This is a genomic window from Flavobacterium sp. B183 (assembly GCF_023539155.1).
GTDB lineage: Bacteria > Bacteroidota > Bacteroidia > Flavobacteriales > Flavobacteriaceae > Flavobacterium > Flavobacterium tructae.
Genome location: NZ_CP097434.1, coordinates 643,915 through 670,265, shown reverse-complemented (window position 1 = coordinate 670,265; position 26,351 = coordinate 643,915). Strand labels below are relative to the sequence as shown.

General features: G+C 37.2%; 15 protein-coding genes and 1 tRNA gene. 6 read left to right on the top strand and 10 right to left on the bottom strand.

The window, feature by feature from the left end:
- Positions 1–116: 116 nt before the first annotated feature.
- The 3 genes from M4I44_RS03100 to M4I44_RS22515 all read right to left on the bottom strand — a co-directional run bounded on the left by M4I44_RS03100 (position 117) and on the right by M4I44_RS22515 (position 5,160).
- Positions 117–1,616 (bottom strand): SusD/RagB family nutrient-binding outer membrane lipoprotein, encoded by a 1,500-nt coding sequence (locus M4I44_RS03100; protein ID WP_249966486.1) that lies wholly within the window; start codon positions 1,614–1,616, stop codon positions 117–119.
- An 18-nt stretch (positions 1,617–1,634) separates the two neighbouring features.
- Positions 1,635–4,871, bottom strand: a complete 3,237-nt coding sequence (locus tag M4I44_RS03095) for a SusC/RagA family TonB-linked outer membrane protein (RefSeq protein ID WP_249966485.1) — start codon at positions 4,869–4,871, stop codon at positions 1,635–1,637.
- 160 nt (positions 4,872–5,031) lie between these two features.
- The gene (locus M4I44_RS22515; RefSeq protein WP_256472438.1) at positions 5,032–5,160 is read right to left on the bottom strand and encodes a hypothetical protein; all 129 of its coding nucleotides are present in this window, start codon (positions 5,158–5,160) and stop codon (positions 5,032–5,034) included.
- A gap of 240 nt (positions 5,161–5,400) precedes the next feature.
- Here M4I44_RS22515 and M4I44_RS03090 point away from each other — a divergent pair, with 240 nt between their 5' ends.
- Positions 5,401–6,168 carry a nitrilase family protein gene (locus tag M4I44_RS03090; RefSeq protein ID WP_249966484.1) on the top strand — a complete coding sequence of 256 codons (768 nt, stop codon included), beginning with the start codon at positions 5,401–5,403 and terminating at the stop codon, positions 6,166–6,168.
- A gap of 15 nt (positions 6,169–6,183) precedes the next feature.
- On the opposite strand, the gene M4I44_RS03085 is transcribed toward M4I44_RS03090, so the two are convergent.
- Positions 6,184–6,627, bottom strand: a complete 444-nt coding sequence (locus M4I44_RS03085) for a cytochrome c oxidase assembly factor Coa1 family protein (RefSeq protein WP_249966483.1) — start codon at positions 6,625–6,627, stop codon at positions 6,184–6,186.
- 24 nt (positions 6,628–6,651) lie between these two features.
- Positions 6,652–8,346 (bottom strand): Ig-like domain-containing protein, encoded by a 1,695-nt coding sequence (locus M4I44_RS03080; protein WP_249966482.1) that lies wholly within the window; start codon positions 8,344–8,346, stop codon positions 6,652–6,654.
- 174 nt (positions 8,347–8,520) lie between these two features.
- On the opposite strand from M4I44_RS03080, the gene M4I44_RS03075 reads away from it, so the two are divergent.
- The 4 genes from M4I44_RS03075 to M4I44_RS03060 all read left to right on the top strand — a co-directional run bounded on the left by M4I44_RS03075 (position 8,521) and on the right by M4I44_RS03060 (position 12,490).
- Positions 8,521–9,525 carry a hypothetical protein gene (locus M4I44_RS03075; protein ID WP_249966481.1) on the top strand — a complete coding sequence of 335 codons (1,005 nt, stop codon included), beginning with the start codon at positions 8,521–8,523 and terminating at the stop codon, positions 9,523–9,525.
- Positions 9,485–11,842: a hypothetical protein gene (locus M4I44_RS03070; RefSeq protein WP_249966480.1), complete on the top strand. Its 2,358-nt coding sequence runs from the start codon at positions 9,485–9,487 to the stop codon at positions 11,840–11,842. Before M4I44_RS03075 ends, M4I44_RS03070 begins: the two co-directional genes overlap by 41 nt.
- Positions 11,843–11,864: 22 nt before the next feature.
- Complete coding sequence (gene mce, locus M4I44_RS03065; RefSeq protein WP_017497728.1) at positions 11,865–12,269, top strand: methylmalonyl-CoA epimerase; 405 nt, start codon at positions 11,865–11,867, stop codon at positions 12,267–12,269.
- Positions 12,270–12,416: 147 nt separating this feature from the next.
- A tRNA-Ile gene (locus tag M4I44_RS03060) sits at positions 12,417–12,490 on the top strand.
- 209 nt (positions 12,491–12,699) lie between these two features.
- Here the strand turns inward: M4I44_RS03060 and M4I44_RS03055 are convergent.
- From M4I44_RS03055 to M4I44_RS03045, 3 genes are read right to left on the bottom strand one after another with little or no spacing between them, the layout of a single operon-like run.
- Positions 12,700–15,195 (bottom strand): TonB-dependent receptor domain-containing protein, encoded by a 2,496-nt coding sequence (locus M4I44_RS03055; RefSeq protein WP_249966479.1) that lies wholly within the window; start codon positions 15,193–15,195, stop codon positions 12,700–12,702.
- Positions 15,185–16,141: a FecR family protein gene (locus tag M4I44_RS03050; RefSeq protein WP_249966478.1), complete on the bottom strand. Its 957-nt coding sequence runs from the start codon at positions 16,139–16,141 to the stop codon at positions 15,185–15,187. The genes M4I44_RS03055 and M4I44_RS03050 overlap by 11 nt, the downstream gene beginning before the upstream one ends.
- Before the next feature lie 2 nt (positions 16,142–16,143).
- Complete coding sequence (locus tag M4I44_RS03045) at positions 16,144–16,725, bottom strand: RNA polymerase sigma-70 factor (RefSeq protein WP_249966477.1); 582 nt, start codon at positions 16,723–16,725, stop codon at positions 16,144–16,146.
- A 139-nt stretch (positions 16,726–16,864) separates the two neighbouring features.
- Here M4I44_RS03045 and M4I44_RS03040 point away from each other — a divergent pair, with 139 nt between their 5' ends.
- Complete coding sequence (locus tag M4I44_RS03040) at positions 16,865–17,455, top strand: outer membrane beta-barrel protein (protein ID WP_249966476.1); 591 nt, start codon at positions 16,865–16,867, stop codon at positions 17,453–17,455.
- 245 nt (positions 17,456–17,700) lie between these two features.
- Here M4I44_RS03040 and M4I44_RS03035 read toward each other — a convergent pair whose 3' ends face one another.
- On the bottom strand, positions 17,701–19,884 hold the full coding sequence (locus tag M4I44_RS03035) for a TonB-dependent siderophore receptor (RefSeq protein WP_249966475.1): 2,184 nt from the start codon (positions 19,882–19,884) through the stop codon (positions 17,701–17,703).
- 145 nt (positions 19,885–20,029) lie between these two features.
- Positions 20,030–26,347, bottom strand: a complete 6,318-nt coding sequence (locus M4I44_RS03030; protein ID WP_249966474.1) for an Ig-like domain-containing protein — start codon at positions 26,345–26,347, stop codon at positions 20,030–20,032.
- Positions 26,348–26,351 lie beyond the last annotated feature (4 nt).

Here is a 26,351-nt window from a genome sequence, read left to right as displayed (position 1 = left end):
ATTTTGCTTGTTTTTGATCGGAAAGGCCTAAAAAAATACCATTCGCAATTCTTTATAAATTACGAATGGTATTAGGATCAACATGAAAGGAGTTGTGTTGGATAGGGTTTAGTAGTTTAATCTACATCCCACCAAAGTTTAGCAAACCAGCTGTTGTTGTTGTATTTAGCACTGGCAGCAAGGTAGTTCTGTTTGTTAGCGGTAGATTCTTCAGGCGGATAGGGTAGTCTTGAAGGCATAATTCCGTTTGTTGTAGATCTTACAGTGGTTATTTTAATCAAAGTTGGAAAATTTACGCGTCTATGATTACTATAAGCTTCCATTCCGTTTAAGAATAAAGTGAGCCACTGCTGGGTTGCGATCTCTTCCAGTTCTTTCCCTGGTGTAAGGTTCTTTGTGGCTAAAAAGGCAGTAATAGCATCATTGTTAATAATGCTGGCATCTTTAAAAATAATCCATTGTCTGATTCCGGCTTCAATTCCTTTTTTGTAAAGAGTTTTGGTGTCGCCTGTGTATAGATTTCTAAAAGAAGCTTCTGCCAAAAGGAGTTGTGTTTCAGAGTAGGTGAGATGCAGGTACGGAGCACTGTTTTCGTATAAATAAGGTTGTATTTTAGAAAGACCATCACTTCCTCCGGGTGCGAATTCGTATCCATAGATGTTTGGGTCAATACCAACATAATTGCCATTTACGGGTAAGAACCATATTTTTTTTCTCGGATCATCCCCCAGTGCGTTAAGTATCGTGATAGTAGCACGATCGAATAATTCATTGCCTTTAAAGGCGTGAGAAAGTCCATTACCATTGTTTGTTGCCCCACTTGTTTCCGGAAGTGTCGAGTCGTGTTTCATGAAACAATTGTCATCATTGCTCGTAAATATACCATTGGTAACGGCTTTTTGAATTTGCTCTTTGGCAAGGGCAGGATCTGCTTTTGAAATCCTCATCGCGCAGCGTAATCTCAATGAATTAACCATTTTTTTCCATTTTGAGATATCGCCAGCATAAAAAATATCCCCTCTTATCGGATCGGTACCTGATTGTAGTTGATTATAAGCTTCGTCCAGAAGTTTAAAAAAGTCAGTGTAAATATCCTTTTGGCTGTCGTATTTGGGATAGAGAACTACTTTGTGATAGCCTAAACCTGCTTCAAAATACGGAATGTCTCCGTATAAATCTGTGAGACGCTGGAATGCCATTACTTTAAGTGTTTTTGCTAAGGCATTCATATTTTTGTATTCCGGTTTTCCGTTGGTTTTTTCAGTGAGATCTACTACATTGCGTATTAAGCCTCCGCCATAATTTGCGTTCCAAAGTGCTCCCTGATATTCCGTATTTGCAGCATAGAAAGAGCCGTAAGTTGTAGTTGCCCATGCTGCTCCTAAGTGCTGCACAAATCCTTCGCCATAAATAAGATTGGCTCTCCACTGTTCAAAGATTCCGCCAGAAAGGGCAGCCTCGACTCCGGTTAATTGTAAATGAGGAGCTACACCTAAGAAAGATTCCGGATTGGTATTAGTTTCTCTAAAAAGTTCATCGTCTGCGCAATTGGTTGTGCTAAGCAATAAAATTACACCCAGCATACAGTTTGTTAAATGTGTTATATGTTTTTTCATTAGGATCAAATTTGAGTGTTAGAATGATAATTGTAAGTTAAAACCATAAGATCTTCTATAAGGCAAAGAACCATATTCAAACCCTTGCCCGTTTCCGTTCGTATAGGTAGATTCGGGATCGATGTTCGGAACTTTAGAATATACATTCCATAGGTTTCTTCCGATAATAGAAAATTTAAATCTTTCGAACCCCGTACCTTTTAGCCATTTTTTTGGAAAATCGTAACCTATAGAGACTTCTCTCAGTTTTACGTAAGAGGCATCATAAACAAAAGGTTCCGGTGTAGTGTTGTCGCCATATAAACTTCTCCAGTACGTTTGTGGGTTGACATATCGGGTGTTATTTTGGTATCCGGTTACATTGCCTGTATTGTCTCTAACTTCGGTTACTCCAGGGACAATAAGACCTGCAGTTGGGGTTAGCTGGCCTATTTGATTTAATGTTTTTCCTGCTGCGACCTGCTCGGCAACCCATGCGTTGTACCCGTCTCTTCCTTCTAAGGTTTCATTTGTTAGTCCATTATAAGCGGCATAAGCATTGGTCATGGAATAAACTTTACCTCCAAATTTCATGTCAAAATTGGCTCGAAGACTAATTCCTTTGTATGAAAATTCGTTTGTTACACCGCCGATCCAGTCCGGAGCAGTTCTGCCTAAACTCTCATAACCATCAGTTAAAAGTGGAAGCCCGTTAGATCCAATAATGACTTGACCATCTGGGGATCTCTGGAACTTTCTTCCGTAAATTTCGGTAGAACTTTCTCCTACTTTGGTTACAATTTGTGCACCGGCCCATCTTGCATTGGATACTACCTGAAGATCAGTTTGATCGGTTAGTTCAAGTAAAGTATTTCTGTTTTTTGCAAAGTTCAGAGTCATGTCCCAATTGAAACCGTCGGGATTTCTAAAAATTCCTCCGGTTATTAAGGCCTCAAAACCTTTGTTCTCAACTGCACCGGCATTGGCATTTATGCCTACAAAGCCAGAGGCCTGCGAAACGTTTAATACGATGAGCTGATTTTTAGTTCGGGTGTAGTAATAAGATAAATCAAGCTGTAGACGATTTTTGAAAAAACCTAAGTCAGCTCCTACTTCGTAACTTGTTGTAAATTCTGGCTTTAAGTGGTTGTTCGGAAGGATGCTGTTCGTTATAGAGCCTATAGAGTTGCCTAATAAGGGTTTAGATTGTATGTTGTAATAAAGAGCTGTATTGTAAGGTGTTTCCAGTGCTTTTGCAGTTCCTGCCCATGAAGCTCTGATTTTTCCAAAAGTTAATACATCGCTTTTCATGTCGAAACCATCAGTAAAGATAAAACTGGAGGATACTGACGGGTAGAAGTAGGAATAATTATTGTTACCCGCTGTGCCAACAGCCGTGGCTAAAGTGGAATTCCAGTCGTTACGTCCGGTAAAGTCTAAAAACAGATAGTTTTTGTAATTGGTTCTTAAGTACGAGTATACCGAGCGTACGAGTATTTCGTCGTTTGTTTTTGGACTCAGAATACTGGATACGAAATTAGCTTGTTTATTGATTCCGTTTGTAATCATATCACTAAGAGCAACTCCTGAAATTATTCTTTGAGAGTTTCTTTGATTGGCTCCAACACCAAAGGTTATGTTAAAATCGCCAAACGTTTTTTGAGCGTTCAATAAGGCTTCTGTGTTGTATTCCTGAAAGGTAGTGTTGTTGTTTATCAGGGAGCCATTTTGCCTGGAGTTCCAGGTGCTTCCAGCGTTAACAAAATCAGAACTTTCAAATGTAAAACGGTCAATTCCGGCCCTAGCTGTAGCGCTTAACCAATTGGTAATGGCGTAAGTGGCACTGAAATTTCCTAGAATTCGATTTTTTTGCGTTTCGTTTTTGTTTTCGTTTAGTACAAAATAAGGATTTAGTCGGTTGGGGTCTGAGTTCCAGGGGTAATATATGCCGTTTGGGTTTTCGTAATTTTTTAACCAGGCCTGGTCAATATTTGGGGCTATTGCAGCTACAGATAATCCGAGGTTGCCGGCATCGTCGGATAATGAAGGTCTGTTGTCTGTGTTTTCAGTGATATAGCTAAATTTTGCATCCAGTGTCAGTTTCTGTATTTGTGAATTAACGCCTAATGTAAAAGTGTTTCTTTTTAAACCGCTTTTAGGAACTATGTCAGTAGCGTCAAGATTGGAGTAATTTAATCTAAAGCTGGTATTGTCTCCTCCTCCTGATAAACTAAAGCTGTTGTTGACACTTACTCCAGTTCTGAAAAAATCTTTAGTGTTGTTTCTGGCATTCTCATAAGGTTTGTAAGAGCCGTCAAAAATTCGTGTTGTAGTATTGCCGGCCGATCCAAATTTTGGCCCCCATGCACTTGTAGTGGCATTTTTTGCGTTCGCAATATCATTTGGATTTGGGAGTAGACCATTTGATCCAGTACCATATTGTCTTTGAAAATCTTTATAGGTTGTATTAATTTGGTCAAACGTGGTTGTTCCGTTATATTCTGCTTTTAATGAGTTTTTTTTTCCTTTTTTGGTGGTAATAACGATAACCCCGTTGGCACCGCGCTCTCCGTAAAGTGCACTGGCGGCTCCCCCCTTCAGTACAGAAATGTTTTCGATGTCATCCATGTTTAAGCTGGATAATCCATCCCCATTATCGACACCATCTGAATATCTTCCTGATTTAGAATCAGTGACCGAGGCTAGTCCGGTATTGCCTAAAGGAACTCCGTCTACAACAAATAGAGGCTGATTGTCACCACTAATAGATCGGTTTCCTCTTATTACAATGCGGGAACTGCTTCCAAAACCCCCTGTAGTTTGCGAAATGTTAACCCCTGCAACTTTTCCATATAAAGATTGTGCTACGCTTAGTGTGGGATTGTCTGCTAAATCTTTTCCTTTTACGTCCTGAAAAGAATAGCCCAGTTCTTTTCTTTCTCTTTTGATGCCTAATGCGGTAACGACTACTCCAGAAAGGGCTGTTGCAGCAGCTTCTTTTAGTTTTATGTTGAGGTTGTTAGAATTGCCTATTAGGATATGTTGTGGTTCTAATCCTAAAAAGGAAATCGTAAGTGTTTTTCCTTCCTGTACATCGATAGAGAATTTACCGTCAAAATCGGTTGTGGTACCTCTTTTTTCTTCTTTTATGCTTATGGATGCTCCCGGTATCGAGATGCCATTAGTATCGGTCACCGTTCCTTTGATGGTTTTTACTTGCGCCTGGGTGACCTGTATCGCAAAAAAGAACATAAATAATAAAATAGTTTGTTTCATTCTTTGGGTTTTTAGTTAGTTGAGGTTTATTGATTGATTGTTTTTTTTGTTTCACTGGTGAGGTGAAAAGAGTTTCTTAATTCGTTTCCTGAAGACGAATTATTAGAAATAGAATCCTGTTGCTTTTACTACAGTTGTGGTCTTTACTGTAGCTTTAGTATTACGCTTTAAAGAATAAGGAATCTGCTTGTGGTATTTTAGTGCTTTGCTTTTTTATTGCAAATGATTCGTGACTGTTTGTAAGAATCATTGTTGGCGGTCCGCCCTTTAAAACTGGGTGTTTTTTCATAATTAAGTGTTTTTTAAGGTGTTGTGTTTTTTAATCAGCGGTCAAATATATATAAATTATCTTCATTGTTAGCAATATTTTCGCATAAATTGTGCAAGATTTTTGCATAATTTTTTCAGATAATGTTTTTTTATTCTGAAAAATCCGATATTTACTGGGTTTGTGGCTCTTTGTAGGAGGGTTTGTGAAACTCAAATCTTATTTAGACTTTTTGTTTTAAAAAAAAGGTATTTTTACCATATGAAAATCGCACTTATACAATCAAATCTTTACTGGGAGAATGCTTCAGAGAATAGAAAGCAGTTTGAGACCAAAATCAATTTAATCGATGCTGACGTTAATCTGATCGTGCTGCCGGAAATGTTTTCAACGGGATTTACGATGAATGCCGCAGCTGTTGCCGAAACGATGCAAGGGGAGACTATCTCCTGGATACAGTCTTTGGCGAAACAAAAAAAAGCAGCTATTGTGGGAAGTCTCGTTATTGTTGAAAACGAGAAGTATTACAATCGAATGGTATTTGTTTTTCCGTCAGGTGAACTTCAATATTACAACAAGCGCCATTTGTTTTCGCTTGCAGGAGAAGATCAGTTTTATACCAGAGGAGATGAAAAAGTAATTGTGAATTATCTGAATTGGAAGATTTGCCTGCAGGTTTGTTATGACTTGAGATTTCCTGTTTTTGCCAGAAATGTCGAAAACTACGATTTGCTGCTGTATGTGGCCAACTGGCCCAAAGTAAGAACCAACGCCTGGGATGCTTTGCTTAAAGCTCGTGCGATCGAAAATCTGAGTTATGTGATTGGGGTTAACAGAGTAGGGCTGGACGCCAATAATTTTGAACATATTGGACATTCGCAAGCGGTTGATTTTTTAGGAAATTATATTCTCGAACCACAGGAGAGTGAAGATGTTTTTGTGGTGGAATTGGATAAAAATTCGATGTTAGAAATCCGAAAAAAACTTGATTTTTTAAGTGATAAAGATGTGTTTAGAATCGATTTTTGATTCTAATTCGAAAGCTTATTTTTGAGGTTTTTCTAAGACGATAATTTCGTTTTTAGGATTTTTGGTGCGGACAGCAATTTTTTGGTACACCCATTCTGTTCCTTTTTTGAAAGCGGAAATGTTTAGTTTACCCTTTTTTTTGGCTCCGTTGACTCTCACGGATAAATTAACGGTATTGTGATTGTTGGAATACATAACGTTTCCTTCCAGAATAGCCAGTTTATCGATAGTTTCAATTGTGCCAATGTTTTCAAGTATGCTTGGGTTTTTGTTCGCTTGTTCAATTGCTTTTTCAAAAAGCAGCTCGTCTGAATAAGCTTTGGCGATATCAGTAATGCTATTTTGAGAGGTTGACGCAGCTAAAATTCCAATTAAAAAGATACATAGAAAGGCGGAAGGTAAAAACCATTTCCAGTTTCTTTTGAACCAGTTTTCTTTTTCAATTAAATCGTTTTCCATAGCGCTGCGCTCAGCTATTAAAATTTAAAAGGCTTTCCTTTTTTTCTCCTCGTCTTTTTTCTTTTTTTCTGCTTGTTTTTTCTCTACTTCAGGATTGAACGGGATACTTAAATCAATAGCCTGATCGACATCCCAATTAGTGCGAACATCTACTGGAGTTTGGTAATAAAATACTTCTTCGGCGTACTTTTTATTCAGGAAATCCCCTGAGTCATAAATTTTGTTCTTATTGTCGTCGTAGATTATTCGAATCGTAAATTTATCAGGGACTAATAAATTGAATTCAATTTTAGTCTTGCCTTCAGAATAATCACTGGCGTATACAACATCCCCTTTTGCGTTAGTTGCTTCAACAATAATTGGAAAACGTTTTACATTTTTTAGGTTCAGAACCAGGTTTCCATAATCAGCAGGTTCTTTTGTGCTTAGTTTAATAGCCAGAGTGTCATTGGTTTTTTCGTAAAAATCAGTCAGTGCACCCGGGAAAAATGTTATGCTGTATTTTTCAACAGGCTCTTTTTTGAAATCAACATAGAGTTTTTGCTCAAATTCATCGTATTCTGTAGTAAAATCTACAGCAGTTGAATCTTTGTTAACCAATCGAATTTTTGATTTGTCAAATTTTACCAGCGGGGTAGTTGATTCTAAGGTAAATCGATCACGGAAATTGATAGTCCCGTTTTGAACAGCGGTTATGTTTAAAGTGTCTTTCTTTTGGTCTTTAATTTTTACACTAAATCTTTTGTTGTATTTTTCTTTACTAACCTCTACTGCCAAAGAATCTGCTTTAACTTTTAGAGGTTTGTACCAAATTTGCAGGGAATCCTTTTTAGGAAATGCGGTAACAATCGTTTCCATGGTATCGTTCCCGTGTTTCAGGACCACTTTAGGTTTCGAAAGTTTAAAGTTTTGCTTGCTTTCATAAGGAAGGTACAGCCTGTTTCCTGAGGCTTGTACAGGTTTTACAGCTTTAAACGGAAGAACTTCTTTGAATAATTCCAATTCAAAAACAGTGTCGTTCGGAACGGTAATGTAGTGTTTGATAAAGCCAATTTTATCATCTTTCGGGTTGTATCTGTTGTTGCTTCCTTTGTCTTTCAGGGCCATCAACAGGTATTTTCCGGCCTTTAAGTTTTCTAATTTGAAAGTACGTAAACTGTCCAGCGTATTGGTAATGTAGCGCGGACTTTGCTTGTAAATTAAAGAATCCTGGTAGGTATCGTTTATCTCATAAAGCATTACCGAAACAAAATTATCTACATTTTTCTCATAAGCATCTTTAATTTGTCCGCTTATCGAAAGCGAATCAATAGAAGAACCTGTTGAAAAAACATATTTGAATTGGTTTATCGAGTTTCCTTCGTTGTTGTCTGCTATACTTTGTCCGAAGTTAAAACTGTAGGTAGTGTTCGGCAGCAAAGTGTCTTTTATTTTAATCGTGATCACTTTACTCGGTGTGGTAGGTAAAATCAACGGCTCATGTTTCATTGGCGGCGAAACAATAAGCTGCTTGTTGAGGTTTTTAAGTTTTACATACTCGTCAAAACCCAGAATAATTTCGTTGCCTTTAAAATCAGTACTGAAATTTTTAGGCGAGCTGTATTTTAAAACCGGAGCCAGTGTGTCTTTTAGTCCGCCGGTAATGCTGCCGCGTTTGGCACAGCTTAACATAAAAAAGACCAGTAAAAATGCAATATATCTAAAGTTGTTTTTCAACATAACGGTTTCTGAATTTGATTGCACAAAATAACAATTATATTTGCTTTAATTGAAACTTTTTAGCCATTTATTAGGATTTACAGCTTTTGCAAATTGCTCTTTTTTTAAAAATTCAAAACAATAACAGCGAAGAATTTCTTACTTTTGGGTTTAAAATGTAATTTTTCCTAAGTTTTGATCAAAAGATTTTTTATTGGTTTCTTAATTCTTTTTCTGATTTCCTGTAATAAGAATGAAAAGCCGGTTGTTGCTTTTTATTACTGGAAAACCATTCTGAAATTATCTGAAACGGAGAAGCTTGCTTTGAAGGACAATGAAGTCACTAAACTTTATATCAGGTATTTTGATATTGGCCAGCATCCCCAGACCAAAGAACCCATTCCGCTTAGTCCGATTCGTTTTCAGGACGCCGTAACCAAGTTCGAAATTGTACCCGTAGTATTTATTCAAAACAAAGTTATGTTGTCTTCTTCTCTTGATGTGGAGGATCTGGCGCAGAAAACAGTTCGTCTGATTGAAGAAATCAGCACGAAGAACAAAATTACATCTCAGGAAATTCAGATCGATTGCGACTGGACCCTTAAAAGTAAAGACAACTATCTTAAATTTATTGAGCGTGTTAAAAAGCTTTCCGGAAAAAAGCTCTCCGCAACAATTCGCTTGCATCAGGTGAAATATTTTAAGAAAACTAAAATTCCGAACGTAGATTCCGGAGTTTTGATGTATTACAACATGGGGTCAATTGCTCCCGATTCTTTAAATTCGATATACGATCAGAAAATTGCAGAACGCTATTTAAAAAGCCTGAAAAAGTATCCGATGCATCTCGATTTTGCCTTGCCCATATATTCGTGGGGAATTCATATCCGAAACCAAAAAGTAATTGGTTTACGTTCTAAAATGAATGTAGCTGAGCTCAAAAGGGATCCAAATTTTCAACAACTAAGCGGGATCTTTTTTAAAGCGAAAAAATCCAATTATAAGAATGGAGTTTTTTACGAAGAAAATGACCTCTTAAAAATGGAGACAATTTCGGCAGAAGATTTAAAACAAATGGCGGAAGAACTGGGCGAGAATACCGCGCAGCAGCCAAAAGAAATTATATTTTACGATTTAGACGAATTCAATTTAAAAAACTATGAAAAGAATATTTTTGAACAAGTTATTTCTTGTTTCTAGTGCGGTTTTACTTTTTGCATACGGAGTAATTTATGCCTGTGCAGATGGCGATTGGGATTATTTTGGATCGTACAGTTCTAATTTTACTCCCGAAACTTTTGCAGACAAATCGTATTCACCGCTTTTCCTGTCGGGTGGAATTTTCTACGGAATTGGTTTTGATACCGAGCACAATTCCCGTTTCAATAAAGATATTAAGTCCGATTGGGGAACCTATCTTAAAGGAAAAATCGATACCACTACCGTCAATTATTTTTTAATTGGAGACGAAAAACCGGATTATTATTCGGAGAATAAAAGCCCGATAAAAAACAAAGAAGAAATCAAAGATCTTCATGTGTATTATAAAAACAAAAAGGAAAATAAATCCTCTTTGAAATGGGGGAAAAAGATTTCGCTTAAGGATGATAAAGTAAAAAGCTTTGTAGAGTTTTTGTATCTGGCGCAAAAAATAGAAACCGTTTCTATTAACAGAGATTATTGGAGTTACGATCCGGTGGTGGCAAAAACATTCAATGATGCCAAAATGATTCAGTCGATCGAGAATGTGTACAACACGACTTCGGATCCTTTCCTGAAAAACAGATATTGGTTTTTGACCATGAAAGCTCGTTTTTACAGCAACAACAAACAAAAAGCCGTTGATTTTTTTAATAAAACAGAAAAATCGGTTCCTAAAAATGTACTGTATTACCGAGCACTTTCCTACGTGGCAGGAGTGAATCACAAGCAAAATAAATTTGCAGCTTCAAACTATTTGTACGCACAGGTTTTTGATAAATGCCCGGAATTGAGAACCGTTACGGCTTATTGTTTTAGTCCGAAAAATGAAACCGACTGGAATAAAGCGTTGACGATGGCTAAAAATAATAAAGAAAAAGCAGCGCTTTGGGCTGTTCGTGGTTACTACAAAGACGAAAAACAGTCCATTGAAAAAATCTATGAATTAGATCCTAAAAGCGAACATCTGAATTATCTGGCAACACGATTAGTGAACAGACAAGAGGAGGCGATAAACAATTCTTTTCAGAAAGATGGAGGAGAAAATCAGCCTATGAAAAAACTTAGTGTGGCTGAAAACAAAACCGAAAATCAGGTGAAGGTGGATCAAAAAACATTGGATTTAATCGCTAGAATTTCAGCAGCGGGAAATACAGACCGACCTTACTTATGGGATTTGTCTCTGGGGTATTTACAGACTTTAAAAGGAGATTATGCCAATGCAGATAAGAATTTTGATAAGGCGGTAAAAACGCTTCCTAAAACAGAACTGGCAGGAATGCAGCTTCGTTTGCTTCGTTTTGTAAATAACTTAAGCAAAATAGATAAACTTACGGATAAAAACGAAAAAACAATCCTCGCCGATTTAAACTGGCTGTATTTTGAACTTCCAAAGAATTACAAAGGACAGGAATTTCGTTATCAGAATGCTTCTTCCTGGAGCAGAAGTTATTTGTCAACGCTTTACAGAGAAAAGGGGAATCCGGTAATGGCTGAAATTTATGGCGAATCGCGTTACAGTTATTGGAACGATGGAAATTCATTCTATGACAATGAAAAAGTTTTATTAGACATGAAAGCTTTCTTGTCTAAATCCAATAAATCTGAAATTGAAAGTATCGGAGCTGGAATTTATAGTTTGAAATTGAAGGATATCAACAATTTTCAGGCGGTTCAGGCAACCTTTAAAAATAAAATACCGGAAGCTATTGAGTACATGAAACAAACCGATTCGGTTCAATACAGCAAGTTCCTGGGGAATCCGTTTAACGGAAATATAAAGGACTGTCATGACTGCGATCACACGGCGTATCAAAAAAGAAAATATACTTTTATGGATTTCCTGACCACCATAAAGGAAATGCAGGGTAAACTGGCTCAAAAAGAAGACATGTACACGAATAGCTTATTGTTGGGTAACGCCTTTTATAATATTACACATTTCGGAAACGGAAGAACTTTTTATGAAATCACAATTATAGGTTACGGTTCAAGTCCGTATTCTTTCAGGGATTCGATGAAGCGAATGATAACCAATTGTGATCTTCCTAGAATGTACTACCAAAAAGCGTTGGAAGCGGCCACAACAAAAGAGCAAAAGGCAAAATGTATTTATATGCTGGCGAAATGCGAACGAAACGAATATTACAATAATAAGTACAACAATCTTAAAAACTGGTGGGAAGCCGACGACGATAAAATTAATTTTATTGCCTGGAACGGTTTTAAAGCGCTGCAGAAAGACTATTCGGATACGAAATATTATCAGGATGTTATTGCCGAATGCGGTTACTTTAATACGTATGTAAATCAATAATTGAAATTAAAATTTAGAGGTTATGGTAAATAAAATTGAGCATATCGGAATTGCCGTGAAGAATATGGAGGACGCCAATGTGCTGTTCGAAAAATTATTGGGCGTTCCGTCCTATAAAATGGAGTCGGTAGAAAGTGAAGGGGTTTTGACCTCGTTCTTTCAAACCGGAACCAATAAGATTGAACTTTTGGTGGCGACGAATCCTGAAAGTCCTATTGCGAAGTTTCTGGAGAAAAAAGGAGAAGGAATCCATCATATCGCTTTTGATGTAGAAGACATTCATGCCGAAATCGCCCGTTTGAAAAACGAAGGTTTCGTGCTGATTAATGACGTTCCTAAAAAGGGAGCCGATAATAAATTAGTGGTTTTTTTACATCCGAAGAACACAAATGGTGTTTTGGTTGAGCTTTGTCAGGAAATTAAATAAAATTTTTTCTTTTTAGGATTCGAAATAAGCAGTTGAAAATCAATTGTGTTTTAGGAAACACAGGGTGTTGTTTGAAATTAAATGCAAATCATCTCCCAAAATATTTGGAGTGAATGAAAAATAGTAGTAATATTGCATCCTCAAACCGGTCCTATAGCTCAGCTGGTTAGAGCACCTGACTCATAATCAGGTGGTCCCTGGTTCGAGCCCAGGTGGGACCACTACAGGAATAAAGCCTTTACAGCAATGTAGAGGCTTTTTTGTTTTATCAATTAATTAGGATCAATATTACAAACCGGACAGGTTTTTAAAACCTGTCGGATTTATTTATGTATAAGGGAAGAAAATGTATTGGTTCATTTCAAGGGCTGCTATCAAAAAAAGAGATTGTAGATTTTATTTATGCCTTGTTTTTTAAAGATTCTGGAAATTAGTTTAATTTTTCTTTACCCGTCCCAAAAGTATAAGTATATCCAACGTAAGGAAAATATTTAAACATTCTGGCCTGTTCAACATTAAAGGTACCATTACTTAAACTGGTTTCAATGATAAAAGGTGGAGATTGTCCTACGAGATTGTTAACTCCAAAATACAATCTGGATTGGTTGCCGGATTTCGTTTTTTTTGTTTTTGAGACGCCAACATCGACATTGTAATTTCTCGGTAGGCGGTAGTTATTTGGCTTCGATATTTCGTTGCTTTGGTTGGGATCTACTGGGTACGAGTCTTTTTTATCATTATAGGAAAAAGATTCTGGTGCCGAGATTAAAACACCGGAACTATAATTAAACATGGTGGATAGTACCCAGGATTGATTAATATTCCAGGTAACAGCTCCTTTTATTTGATGGGTTATATCGTTTGGAGAATTAAACGTCTGACCATTATTTATTGTGGGGAATCTCAATGTCGATTTGCTCAGGGTATACGATGTCTGTACATCAAACTTTTTGAACTGCTTAGAAAATTCAAGTTCCAGGCCTCTTGAATTGCCAAACCCGATTAGAGGGGATTGTATTTCGTCTTGATCTGGAGTATCATAAAGGGGTTGATACATTAAAATATTGGATACTTTTTTTTCGTATAGCTGTAGTCGGATGTATCCTTTGTTTAAAGTTTTTTCATAGCCTGCTTCATAGATAAAAGCTTTTTCCGGAGGTAACTGATCTGTACTCGGCATTCGTAAATCTGAGGGTAAGGCATAGGTATTCTGAGTAATTTGATGATAAAATTGCTCCATTATGGCATAGGAGACAAAGAGACTATTAGAAGTGTTGTACTTATAAACCAAACTGGTACGGGGCTGAAAAGAATTATAAACCTTGTTTTTAGTTAAAAAAGTTGCATAATGAAGACCCGCTTTTATTCGAACTTTATCAGACAGCGTTATATCATTGTCCCAATAGGTTTTGAAATGTACTGACTTTATCAATTGCTCTCTTTCAATATTTTTACTGGAAAAATTGGTCATATTTATTCGTAAGCCTATAGCACTATTTAGGAATGACGACCAGTGATAATTCAGGTTGTTTTCGATACCTATATCTGTAATGCGAAACTTTCTGGTTCCATCCTCATCTGCATTAGCAAACTGGTTGTTATAGTTGCTTAGCATTAGAACCGAATTCTGAAACAGTCTGGGATTATATACCCTGTTCCAGCGCAAAGAAAGTGTTCTGTTGTTCCAGGTAAGCTGAGGTGCTTCGGAAGAAAAGAAATTTACACGAATAAGATCTCCGCCGGTATAGGCACCAAGGTAAAGCCGATTGGAGGAATTAATAAAATAGTTAATCTTAAAATAGGCATCATACATCCGGTATTTAAAATTAATATCCTGATCAAAAATCGCTTTGGTCAAAGCATCAATCCAGCTTCTTCTAGCACTAATCATAAAGGACATCTTGTCTTTTATGATAGGTCCTTCAATCATCGCAGAACCCGTTAGTAAGCCAATATTAGCGGCCCCATGGTAGGACTGCATGTCGCCATCTTTTGTTTTAACATCTATGACCGACGAAAGTCTTCCTTCGTAACGAGCCGGAAAGCCGCCTTTGAAAAAACTTATTTGTTTGATGGCCTGCGAATCGAAAATAGATAACAAACTCGTAAAATGATTGTAGTTGTAAATAGGGACACCATCTAATAAAACCAAATTCTGATCGCTTGAACCTCCTCTTACATTTAATGAAGTGCCATAGGTGCCCGGTTTTAAGGTAAGAAGTTTTAACGGGTCTGATTGCCCCATTAGAAAGGGAAGAGTGTTAACATGCTGCGTATCGATTATGCTGGAAATCTCATTTAAAGGTTTTTTGGATGACTTAACTTCAACCGGAGCAAGGGATAGTCCCATTGTAAGATTAAAGTTTTTTTTAATGGTCTTGTTTACCAGTATCGTATCTGTTTGTGAAGTAAAACCGGTATAACTCGCATTTATGATGTACTTGTTTTCGGGTAATGTTAGCGTATAATAGCCATAATCATTACAATTAACAGCAATGTTTGTATTTAAAACTCGTACGGTAGCGTAGGGTAGCGCTTCTTTACTGTCGCCTGCATAAACAAAACCGCTAATAGTAAAGGGGTCAGGAGCTCGTGAAACCGTGTAGATAATTATTTTATTGTCTTTTTCGAGAAATTTTACTGATTCTGTTTCAAAAAGAAGATGTAGAAGTGTTTTCAATTTATAAGTTCCTTTGTCGATCTTTATCTTTTTGCCAAGATTGAGTTTATTATTACTGAGGGATAAATTTGCGCCTTGTGCTATAATGGCAGTAATATAAGCTCCGATACTATCATTTTCTATTTGGATAGTGATCTTTTTTTCCAGTAAGCTTGTTTTTTGTGCTTGTAGAGATCCGGCACAAAAGAAAAGTACAAAATAGAATGAAATTGTTAACCAGTTATTTATGAGAGAATTACTTTTCACACGATATGTTTTTCACCCAAACAGTATTGCCTTTTTGTGTATAACTAAGCCCAAACAATAAACGGAATTCTTCCAATATTTCTTTTATGGATTCGTTCTTGAAATTTGTGGTAACGGTGCAGGAATCAGAGATTTTGCCTTCTACCTGTATTTTAATATGATAACAATCTTCAATATCCTGAAAAGCTTTTTGAAGTGGAGTATTTTCGAAAGAAAGAGACTTTGTTTTCCAGGAGAGTAAGTTTTTGTCGGCTGTGTCACTTTTAATTAAGCTGTTGGAAACGTAATGAACGGCCTGTTTTTTCTCCAAAATGACTGTTTGATTAGTAGGAGTGGCGGTAACCTTGACTTTTCCTGTAATCACGTCTACCGATTTTTCTTTTTCTGTTGTTGTTACAACAAAAGAAGTTCCTAAAACTTTTACGGATAGAGTACCCGTATTTACAGAAAAAGGTCTGCTCTCGTCATGTTTTACTTCAAAAAAAGCTTCCCCATTTAAACGGACAGTTCGGTTGTTCCACAGAAATCTTCTATAACTAATACTCGAGTTGTCGTTCAAAGTAACTATTGAGCCATCACTCAATTCGACACTTTTTACCTGCCCGTTAATTGTCTGAACAGTTATCTCGGTATTTGCATACAAGAAAGCGAACGTGCTTATTAAAATAAAAACGGCTGCAACAGCTGTTACGTATAGATATTTTTTGTACAACTGAAATACGGTTATCTTCGTGGAGGATAAATTTGGAGCTATGCGGTTCCAGGCATTAGCGGTTTCAAATAACTGAGGAGAGTCTAATGGCTGACTTTCTGCAAAAAAAATCTTAAGCGAGAGGTATTCATCAGGATTGTTTTTTATCCAATTCATTAACACAGCTTCTTCCTCAGGTTTCGTTTCTCCTGAAAAATGCTTTGCTAATAATACATTAATATCTTGGCTGTCCATGGTTATACCTCTTTTAAATAAAACACAAATTCTTTTAAAACCCCCACTATATAATAACTAAAATACCATATTTTAAAGAAAATAATTAAGTTGGGATGTTGTTTAACAAACTCCCGTATATGTTTGATGGCTTTTCCCATCTGGTTTTCTACTGTTTTTACTGATATTTCTAATTTTTCTGCAATTTGCTTATAGCTTAATTTTTCAAGACGACTTAGTTTGAAAATTTCAAGACATTTTGGAGAAATTCCTTTAAATGCATCTTCTATAAGCTGGTTAGCATCTGTTAAGGGCTTCGTTTCGGGGATTTCTTCGGCAATATCGGCAGACATTTCGTCAACGTCAAACATATAGATTTTTTTTCTCAGAATAGATATGCACCGATTCTTAACCGCTATATACAGGTAATATTTAAGGCTCTTTTCAGAAAGTAAATCCTTGCGGGTTTCCCATATTTTAATCATCAATTCCTGCACCACATCTTCACTTTCATTCCTATCCTGAAGGTATTTATAGGCATGATTGCATAAGGGCTGATAAAGCTCGTTGAACAATTGTTTAAAATGCTTTAGGTCCTCATTCATATCATAAAAAGTAGGGAGATTTTAAATTTTTATTGCAGCGTAATAGGGGTATTTTATTTTTTGACGTATTAGTAATAAGGCAGTGTAAGATATTCTTGCCACAAATTTAAATTTATTAACTATAAAGTAATTAAAACAAATGAAAAAGTCAATTATTGTATGCGTAATTTTTTTAACATTCGGTACAACTGTAGTAAAAGCACAAGAAATCGGTAAACATGAAGTAAATCTAACCTATAGCGATGGTATACCAATGACTTTTGTAGAAGGTTTTTCAAATGCATTATCTTCTGCAATTCTGGGGCAAAAATTAAATTCTGAGACAACCTCTTCCGGAAATTTTGGTTTGGGGTATCGATATCAGATCACTGAACGAATAAGAGTAGGTGGTGATGTCGCTTTTCAACAGGAACAAACCAAACAAAGCGATAAAAACAACATACTTATTGCTAAGAGAACCAATAACTATTTTATGGTCATGCCTACGTTATCGTTTAGTTACATAAAAACAGAGTGGTTGGATTTTTACGGATCCGCTGCTGCAGGTGTTATTATGGACAGATATACAAGCACAGAACCTAACAAACCAGCCGTTAAAGACAATAATGTAGATTTTGCTTTTCAGGTTAATCCTGCAGGTCTTCGCGTAGGTAAAAAACTTGGGGGATTTGTAGAAGCAGGATTTGGACATAGAGGAATTATCAGTGCAGGTCTAAACTATAAATTTTAAATACTAATTTGACCTGTGGGTGTATTTAATGAAAAAATGAAATACCTCCATCTAAAATATTTAACCAATCTGGAAGAATATTGTACAGAGAATTAACCTTTAAATAGCTTTTAAAAAGACCGTCTCATTATCCGAAACGGTCTTTTTGTATTTTACAACACATCCCTTTTGTTGAATAATGCAAACCTTTTTTTTTGTAAGGAAAGGAGTTTAGATTTGTAAAAAACAGAAATGGGAATTTTGTATTAGAAGTGATATTTTGCTGCCACAGATATATTTCTGCCCGATGCATTGATACCCGATGCAAAAACACGGTACTGTAGGTCTAAAATATTCTCAATTCCGGCATAAAGCGAAATATTTTTATCGACCATAAAGGATGTTTTGAAATTAAAGGTTTGCCATGACGGCATACCTCCTTTTGGAGCATATTTTTGGTTGTCCTCACCATTTGTAGAATAATCGCTTATATCTTTCTTGCCATTAAATAATGTATAGAAATCCAGAAGTATTATTTTATTTTCATATTTCAATCCTGCTTTTCCATATATTGGAGAGATATGATCTAATGGAGTATTCCCCGTGCGGTTCATTATTTCTCCTTTGGTAAAAGTTACCGTACCATAAATTCCCAGTGGTTTTGTGATGGCCATTTTCAGGGTGGAAGAAAAACCGCCTACATAAGCATTCCCTTTATTTTGCATGGCAAAGACCTCGCTTTGCACTCCTTCGTATATCACCGAACTTTGTCCATTGTACAAAAAATGATCGGTAACAATGGCATCAAAAAGACGGGTATAATAAACTGTATTGTCAAACTGAATTCTCTTTCCCTGCCCCAATGCTATAGTAAAATCGGCTGTTACTGATTTCTCAGGAGCAATATTTCGATTAGGGACAATCAAGGTTCCGGGCACTGATTCGAAAAGCTTTCCTAAATCATCCACGTTTGGGACTCTGTAGCCCGAAGCCAAATTGAAAACCAATTTAGTGCTCTCAAAATTCTTTGCAATTCCGGCAGTACCGCTGTATGTGAAGTTACTCTGCTCGATGACATCATATGGAAGTCGGAAAAAAGAATTATTAGCAATAGTACTTTTTAAGGAAGAATAACCGGTACGAATCCCCAAATTATAGAAAGTAGTTTCGTTTATTTTTTCATTATAAGTTGCAAAAACATCTGCTCTAAAGGTATGATTTATACCGTTTGGGTAACGAGTATCTGTTGGAGACACAATACCGGTGATGCGGTTTGAACTGGTAGCAGTCGAATTTAGATTATCATAAAAGAATTCGGTTCCGTAAAGAAAGTCACCCTTGCCTAGTTTCGTTCTGAAATCTGCGTTAAAAGCAAATACATTTACTTTTTCGACCTGACTTTTAGTTTTATCATCGTTAAATTTTCTTGAGATTCTGCTTTCTTCAATGTTTTGATAGCTCATTCCAAGATTCATATCACTGTTGAACAAGGCCTTTTGTTTCGAAAATTTATAAGCTGAAAGAAATCTTTTCTGCGGACCGTAATTCCAAACAGCATGTTTCAGCCCCGCACCTGATGGATCTGTAAGACGATCATATCTTGGCACATCTGAAGAAGTCGAATATTGAAGATTCAAGCTGTGCTGTGTATATTCATCTGGTTGAAAAAGTATCTTTTGCATGACATTATATTGCTTATATCCGGAAAACTTTTGAATAAGTGGATTCTTATTCTGCACCAAATAATCTACATTGTTTGTAGTTTCAACATATTGAGGACGCTCGCCAAAAGATTCATTCTTTCCATTAGAATTGCCTCCCATTCTCAAATCGCCGTAATCATTATACGAGAAAGAAGATAGGGAACTCCATCTTTTACCTGCAAAATTAAGATCAAAATGCTGTGTAAATCCATTATTGGCACTGTTGTATCTTGACATTGCATTTCCTGAAAACACTTTGTTATCAGTTTGGGACAGAAACAGAGGGTTTTTGGTTCTCATATTAATGGCGCCACCTAATGCATCGCTCCCAAAAATAGTAGATGCAGGTCCGAAAAGAACATCAATCTGTTCCAGCGAATTTTCGTCAACCGTAATGATATTCTGTAAATGTCCCGCTCTGTAAATAAGGTTGTTCATTCTGATTCCATCCACCAGAAGCAGAATCTTATTGGCTTCAAACCCTCTTAAAACGGGACTTCCTCCGCCTTGTTGCGATTTCTGAACAGATACGGTACCTGTGTTGGCTAGTAAATCGGCAGTGTTTTGGTTTTTTTGAAACTCTATTTCCTTTCGCGAAATGTGTTTAATATCCTGAGTCGACTTGGAGTAGCGTTCTGTAATGATATGTATCTCTTTTAATTTTTTAGGCTCTGTAGTGTCCGAAATTTGTTGCGAATAAGCTGTAATAGCACCAAAGAATACTATTAAAAAATATGTTTTTTTCATGTAATATTAAATTAGTTTGAAATTTTCTTTTGAACAGAAAAGGTGTTGATATGGTATTATAGAGTGTTAGGATTACATAACTCCTATAAAATCGATGAATGCTAATTATTGTTTTCTGTGTAACATAAAAGGAGAGTAAAAAGCATTATTTCTTTTTCTTGTACATAGAAGGCTTTTCTATGATAATTATTTTTTCACTATATATCTTCTCATTTAAATGAATGTGTACAATGTAAGTTCCGGAAGGTAATCCCTGAATGGTTACTTCTTTCTCAAATATGTCATTGTTGATAGGTTCACTTTTTTGCTCTCTAACGATTCTGCTGTTTACATCCATTATGCTATAGTAAAAACTCTTTCCGGCACAATCAATAAATTTGATGTTGAAATGTGTAGTACACGGATTTGGGTATAAGATGTATTTAGGTTTAAGTACAGGAGGATTTTCAACTGCCAGATTTTCACAGATTCCTATCTTAGACCAAGTGGATTGGTCCTGATTAGGTTGTTTGTTTTTGTTAATTATCAAGGCTCTGTAAATAATGTTCTGATAGATTACCTGATCTCCAATTAAATAATCAGTTGAAATATTCCATGCCATACTTTTGCAATTTTTGCTCACTATATTCAAATTTGCAAATGTATATTCGGTACCATTTTCAAGAACAGCGATGGCTGTGAAATAGTGGTCTCCCGAACTTATGTTAGTAAGAACAGATAAATAAGGAGATTTATTTATTGTAGAAATTATTTCCCCATTGTCTTTAATGATAATGTATGATAATACAGCATCAGGATCAGTAACATTGAAAGTGAATAAAAGGTCCTTTCCAGTGTCTACCACCTGATTATTTTCAGAAGAAGAAATCATACTAATAGTTGGGTTTGTTTTCGCAACAATAATTACAGGAGCCGAGCTGGTCACGTTTCCGGTATTGTCTGTAGCCTTTGCTACTATCTGATAAGTTCCCGCAGATACCTTTTCCCAATTGTATGTATACGGGCTGGTTGTTGCAGTCGATAATAAAGTTGCTCCGTTATAGAATTCTACTTTAGAAATTGTTCCATCAGAATCGGCTGCTGCGGCATTTATTGTAATACTTGCAGGAGCAATGAATGTAGTATTATTAACGGGAGCAGTAATTCTTACTGTCGGAGCCTGATTATTAGTAACAACTATGTTTACGGTAGAAGATGTTGCTGTTGCATTTGTATTATCATATGATTTTGCCGTTATAGCATAAGTTCCCATAGCCACATTTTTCCAATTGTAGGTATACGGGCTGTTTGTCGAAGTTGATAATAAAGTTGTTCCGTTATAGAATTCTACTTTAGAAATTGTTCCGTCAGAATCGGCTGCTTCAGCATTGATTGTAACAGTTGCGGGAGCAATGAATGTAGTATTGTCAACAGGAGAAGTGACTCTTACTGTCGGAGCCTGATTATTAGTAACGACCAGGTTTACCACGGCTGATGTTGCTGTTACATTTGCATTATCATATGATTTTACCGTTATGGCATAAGTCCCCACAGGTACATTTTTCCAATTGTAGGTATAGGGACTGGTTGTTGAAGTTGCTAATAAAGATGCTCCGTTATAGAATTCTACTTTAGATATTGTACCATCAGAATCGGTTGCTACAGCATCGATAGTAATACTTGCAGGAGCAGTAAATACAGTATTATTGGCAGGAGCATTAATGGCTGCTGAAGGTGATTGATTGACAGGTGTATTTACTGTAATTGCAATTGGAGAAGAAGTGGTAACATCGTCATCATTATCATAAGCTTTGGCTGTTAATGTGTACGTTCCGGCAGCTACGTTTTTCCAATTGAAAATATACGGACTTGCATTAACGGTTCCTAAAAGTGTAGCGCCATTATAGAATGCTACTTTGTTTATATTTCCGTCGGCATCTTTAGCTGTGGCGGATATATCAAAAGTGGCAGGAGCAACATAAATTGCATTGTCGGCCGGAGTGGTAATACTTACTGTGGGTGGCTGGTTTACTCTGACTGAAACAGCAGAAGAAGCGGCAACATCTCCATTATTGTCGTAAGCTTTGGTAGTTAAGGTGTATGTTCCGGCAGCTATGTTTTTCCAATTGAAAGTATATGGACTTGCATTAACGGTTCCTAACAAGGTAGAGCCATTGTAGAATTCTACTTTGTCTATACTTCCGTCGGTATCATTAGCCGTGGCTGAAATATCGAAAGTGGCCGGAGCAGCATAAATTGTATTGTTGGCCGGAGCGGTAATGTTTACTGTTGGTAGCTGGTTCACTTTGACTGAAACAGCAGCAGAAGAGGTAGCTATTCCATTATTATCGTAAGCTTTGGCAGTTAAGGTGTACATTCCGGCAGCTATGTTTTTCCAGTTGAAAGTATACGGACTTGCATTAATAGTTCCTAATAATGTGGTACCATTATAGAATTCTACTTTGTTTATGTTTCCGTCGCTATCGTTAGCTGTGGCTGCTATATCAAAAGTGGCTGGGGCAGTGTAAATTGCATTGTTGGCCGGAGCGGTGATACTTACTGTTGGAGCAATATTATTGATGATAGTAAAATTCACAGGAGCAGAAGAAATAACCTTCCCGGTAGAGTCGTAAGCCTTTGCTATCAGAGTGTAAGTTCCGCCACTTACTCCTGTCCAGTTATAATTGTACGGACTGCTAGTGGATGTGCCAAGTAAAGAAGCTCCTATGTAGTATTCCACTTTGCTTACAGAACCCTCCACATTGGCAGTAATATTAATTGTTGCAGGAGCAATATAAGTAGCAGCATTAGCAGGAGTAGTAATGCTTACCTTTGCTAAATTGTCTAACCCGCAAAATTCAATTTCAGCTACATTACAATATCCACCCGCAGGAGATAAGTATCTTACATATCTGAAAGCAGTATCATTGGAAACAGCAACCTCATTCCATGCCAGAATTGGAGTAGAAGGAATGGTGTATAGATCCACTACCCCACTACTGAAATCAGCAACATTGCTCCCCTGGAATTTTCCACCTGTCATTCTACTTTCTCTAGTTGCTCTTGGATAAAAGCGTATCCCTTTAACAACTTTTGCTGTTCCAAAATCTAATCCGGTATAACCATTATTAGTTGTACTGGCTTGAAAAGTGGTACTTAGGTCTCCGTCAAATGCTTTATCATATGTAGAATATGAGTAATAAGGAGCAGTACCAAAAGAGTTGCCTGAAAGCGGAGAACAAGGAAAAGTAATATTAACAGTTATAGGGGAAGAGTCTGTAGTTCCACCGCTATTATCATACGCTTTAGCAGAGAGCGTGTAAGTTCCTATTGGGGCATTTGTCCAATTATAACTGTATGGGCTGGTTGCTGAAGTCCCTAACAGAGTGGTGCCATCGTAAAACTCCACTTTACTGATAGTGCCATCAGAGTCAGAGGCTGTTGCATAAATAGTAATACTTGCAGGATTCTTAAAGACTGCATAATCGTCAGGTGAAGTAATGGAGACTGTTGGGTTTTGATTTCCCACTACCACGGTAATATTAGGGGAAATAGCTACATCATTTAGATTATCATAAGCCTTTGCATAAAGTTGATAAGTACCGCCAGGAACTCCTGTCCAGTTAAACGAATAAGGACTTGATGTAGCAGTGCCAAGTAAAGTGGTACCCTGATAAAATTCGACTTTACTTATTGATCCATCTTTATCAGAAGCAGTTGCTGTAATGTTTATATTTGCAGGAGCAGTAGCATAAAGTTGATTATTGAGAGGTGCCGTAATATTTACTGCTGGAAGCTCATTAGAAGCACATAATTCAATCTCAGCAACATTGCAATAACCACCGGTCGGAGATAAATACCTGTAATACCTGTATGCCGTACTATTAGGTATGCTAACGTCCTGCCAGGCATAACCGGGCTGGGTTGGGACGGTATATAGATCCACGAAATCAGCAGAAGTAGACGTATTGGAACCCTGAAATTTTCCGCCTTTGATTCTTGTTGCTTGTGATCTCCTTGGATAATATCTGATATTTGTAACCACTTTTGCTGTTCCAAGATCTAATCCGGTATAACCTGAGCTGGCTGATGAAGCATCAAAAGCGGTGTTTATATCTCCGTCAAATGCTTTATCATATTCACTGCCTGTTGCATAAGGAGAAGTGCCAAAGGGAGTTCCTGTGACTTTATTACAAACAAAAGTCACAGTAACCGTTACTAAGGCAGAGCTTTTCTTGTTTCCCAGATTATCATAAGCTACAGCCGTCAGATCATATTTTCCTGGCAATACTCCATTCCACGTATGATTATATGGAGAGGACATACTTGTACCTAGTAACATAGTCCCATTATAGAATTCTACTTTACTAATATTTCCTGAGCTTACAGAAGCGGTTGCATTGAGGTTGATAGTAGCCGGACTGCTAAATGTTGTATTGTTGACTGGCGAAATCATAGCCACCATAATGTTACTCGGAGGAGGAACCAAATCACTCTGCCATACTCCTCTTCCATAATAATAAACAGTCAATATACCTTTAGAAATACCATCATTATAAATATCCATATCTGTCATGTCGCAAATTATAGGAAGGCCTGAAGAGTAGTTTATCCAGGAGGGTTTAGTGTTGTCCTTATAATAAACACCCAAGGAATAAGAAGCGTAGACAGCCTCATTCGTGCTTTTGTGATCAGCTACCACCTTTCGCACCCATGCTGCAGGGAATCCTTTTGTAGTTGTCCATGTTGTTCCTTTATCCGCAGAGCGATAAATAGTAGTTCCAAGTCCTAAGTATACAATATCTGAGTTGGGTATAGGAGCTACAGAACCATTAGTCGATGTAGCAGGAAGTGTTGTCTGAACAAAAGAGGCATCAGTCTTTGCATTGTCTGATCTGTATAATGCAGGTAAATCTGTAAATACATATAAACGATCTGCATTACCGGGATCTATCTGGAGGTCTTTTATAGTACCAGATGGTACAGTGTAAATAAGTGTCCAGGAAGGAGAGGCTGAAGTTAGATTAAAGCAACGATAAATTTTTCCGGCGTTAGCGTAGTAAGCAATATCTGCATTTTCCGGAGTGAAAGCAAATCTTGCGCCTGATGGAGTTTCTGGGAGATTCGCACTTAAGATGGAATACTTCGGAGAATAACTACGTCTCTCTTCGGATGAGTCAGAGTAAAAATTATTGGAATAATCAAACCACATAATCGAACCAAAGTCACCACCTCTGTCATTATAAAAGGTGCCGTTGTTGTAATAAAATCCACCATTGTCCTGCGTCCCTATGTAGTGTAGATTTCTATTCGTTTTGCCAATGGCACCATGATAAATTTCGGTGGCTGCAATACCGTCAGACTTTGGAGTCCAGGCTCCTGTTCCGTTAGCGGTATTGCTCCAGACCCCGCCATCGTTGGCATTCCAGAGCTGACCGCTAACATAAGGATCAAATAAAATATGATGTTGGTCGGTATGAAGGTCGGATGCCCAGGATGGCTGTTGCTTTAACCATGTAACACCTGCATCTGTAGAACGCCATATCACATGAGCACATACATAAAGCTCATTTGAATTAACTGGATTGACCTCAAAATCAAAATTATAACTTCCCTGTCCGCCTGAAGTTGCCGAATATCCGGCAAGATGTTCCGTAGTCGAACGCATGTTTGTAAAGGTACTTCCTCCATCTGTTGATCTGTAAATTTCTCCTATAGCACTAGCACCAACATTGGCAACATAAACAATGTTGGGATCGGCTTCAGAAACGGATACCCTTGTTCCGTTAGTACCAAATATAAAGGCTGGAGAAGTGATTTCTGTCCAGCTGTTTCCAGCGTCAAGAGAGCGATAAAAGTTTTTAGAAGCCGTTGCATAAATGGTCTGGCCATTTGTGCCCGGTTTGAAACAGATGTCCTGAACTCCAATACCAGAAATAGATTGTAAGGTCCAATTAGCACCTGCATCTGTCGATTTATAGATCCCGTTATTGGTAGCGGCAATGATCGTATTGTGATCCGTAGGAAGAAAAAGCATGTCTATAACCAATCGATTGCCCATTCCGGAATTAGATACTGTCCAGGTGGCTCCTCCGTTGATCGTTTTATAGACACCTAAACCATTATAATAATAATTTGCATCACCTGTTCCCCAATACATCACCTGATCGTTGACAGGATCTACAGCGATAGAGGCAGACGATGTTCTAACAACCTGATCAGTGCCTATTGACTTCCAATTAAGTCCCTTATCATTACTCTGATACAATCCTCCTGAAGCACTGGCAGCATACATTTTGTTAGGATCTGTGGGGTGAAATTTAATTTGACTACATCGTCCAATACCGTGTACCTGACCAATGGTTTTCTCCGGAAAGGCTATTGGTCCAATGTTTTTCCAATTAGGAATAGGGGTTTGAGCACTTGTACCGTTAAAGAAAAGAAAGCATACAAGTAACACTGCAATACGTAGATTTGTTTGCATAGAT

Coding starts and splice junctions, on each gene's coding strand:
- M4I44_RS03100 (WP_249966486.1), bottom strand. CDS start 1,616: ATGAAAAAACATATAACACATTTAACAAACTGTATGCTGGGTGTAATT.
- M4I44_RS03095 (WP_249966485.1), bottom strand. CDS start 4,871: ATGAAACAAACTATTTTATTATTTATGTTCTTTTTTGCGATACAGGTC.
- M4I44_RS22515 (WP_256472438.1), bottom strand. CDS start 5,160: ATGAAAAAACACCCAGTTTTAAAGGGCGGACCGCCAACAATGATTCTT.
- M4I44_RS03090 (WP_249966484.1), top strand. CDS start 5,401: ATGAAAATCGCACTTATACAATCAAATCTTTACTGGGAGAATGCTTCA.
- M4I44_RS03085 (WP_249966483.1), bottom strand. CDS start 6,627: ATGGAAAACGATTTAATTGAAAAAGAAAACTGGTTCAAAAGAAACTGG.
- M4I44_RS03080 (WP_249966482.1), bottom strand. CDS start 8,346: ATGTTGAAAAACAACTTTAGATATATTGCATTTTTACTGGTCTTTTTT.
- M4I44_RS03070 (WP_249966480.1), top strand. CDS start 9,485: ATGAAAAGAATATTTTTGAACAAGTTATTTCTTGTTTCTAGTGCGGTT.
- mce (WP_017497728.1), top strand. CDS start 11,865: ATGGTAAATAAAATTGAGCATATCGGAATTGCCGTGAAGAATATGGAG.
- M4I44_RS03050 (WP_249966478.1), bottom strand. CDS start 16,141: ATGGACAGCCAAGATATTAATGTATTATTAGCAAAGCATTTTTCAGGA.
- M4I44_RS03045 (WP_249966477.1), bottom strand. CDS start 16,725: ATGAATGAGGACCTAAAGCATTTTAAACAATTGTTCAACGAGCTTTAT.
- M4I44_RS03040 (WP_249966476.1), top strand. CDS start 16,865: ATGAAAAAGTCAATTATTGTATGCGTAATTTTTTTAACATTCGGTACA.
- M4I44_RS03035 (WP_249966475.1), bottom strand. CDS start 19,884: ATGAAAAAAACATATTTTTTAATAGTATTCTTTGGTGCTATTACAGCT.
- M4I44_RS03030 (WP_249966474.1), bottom strand. CDS start 26,347: ATGCAAACAAATCTACGTATTGCAGTGTTACTTGTATGCTTTCTTTTC.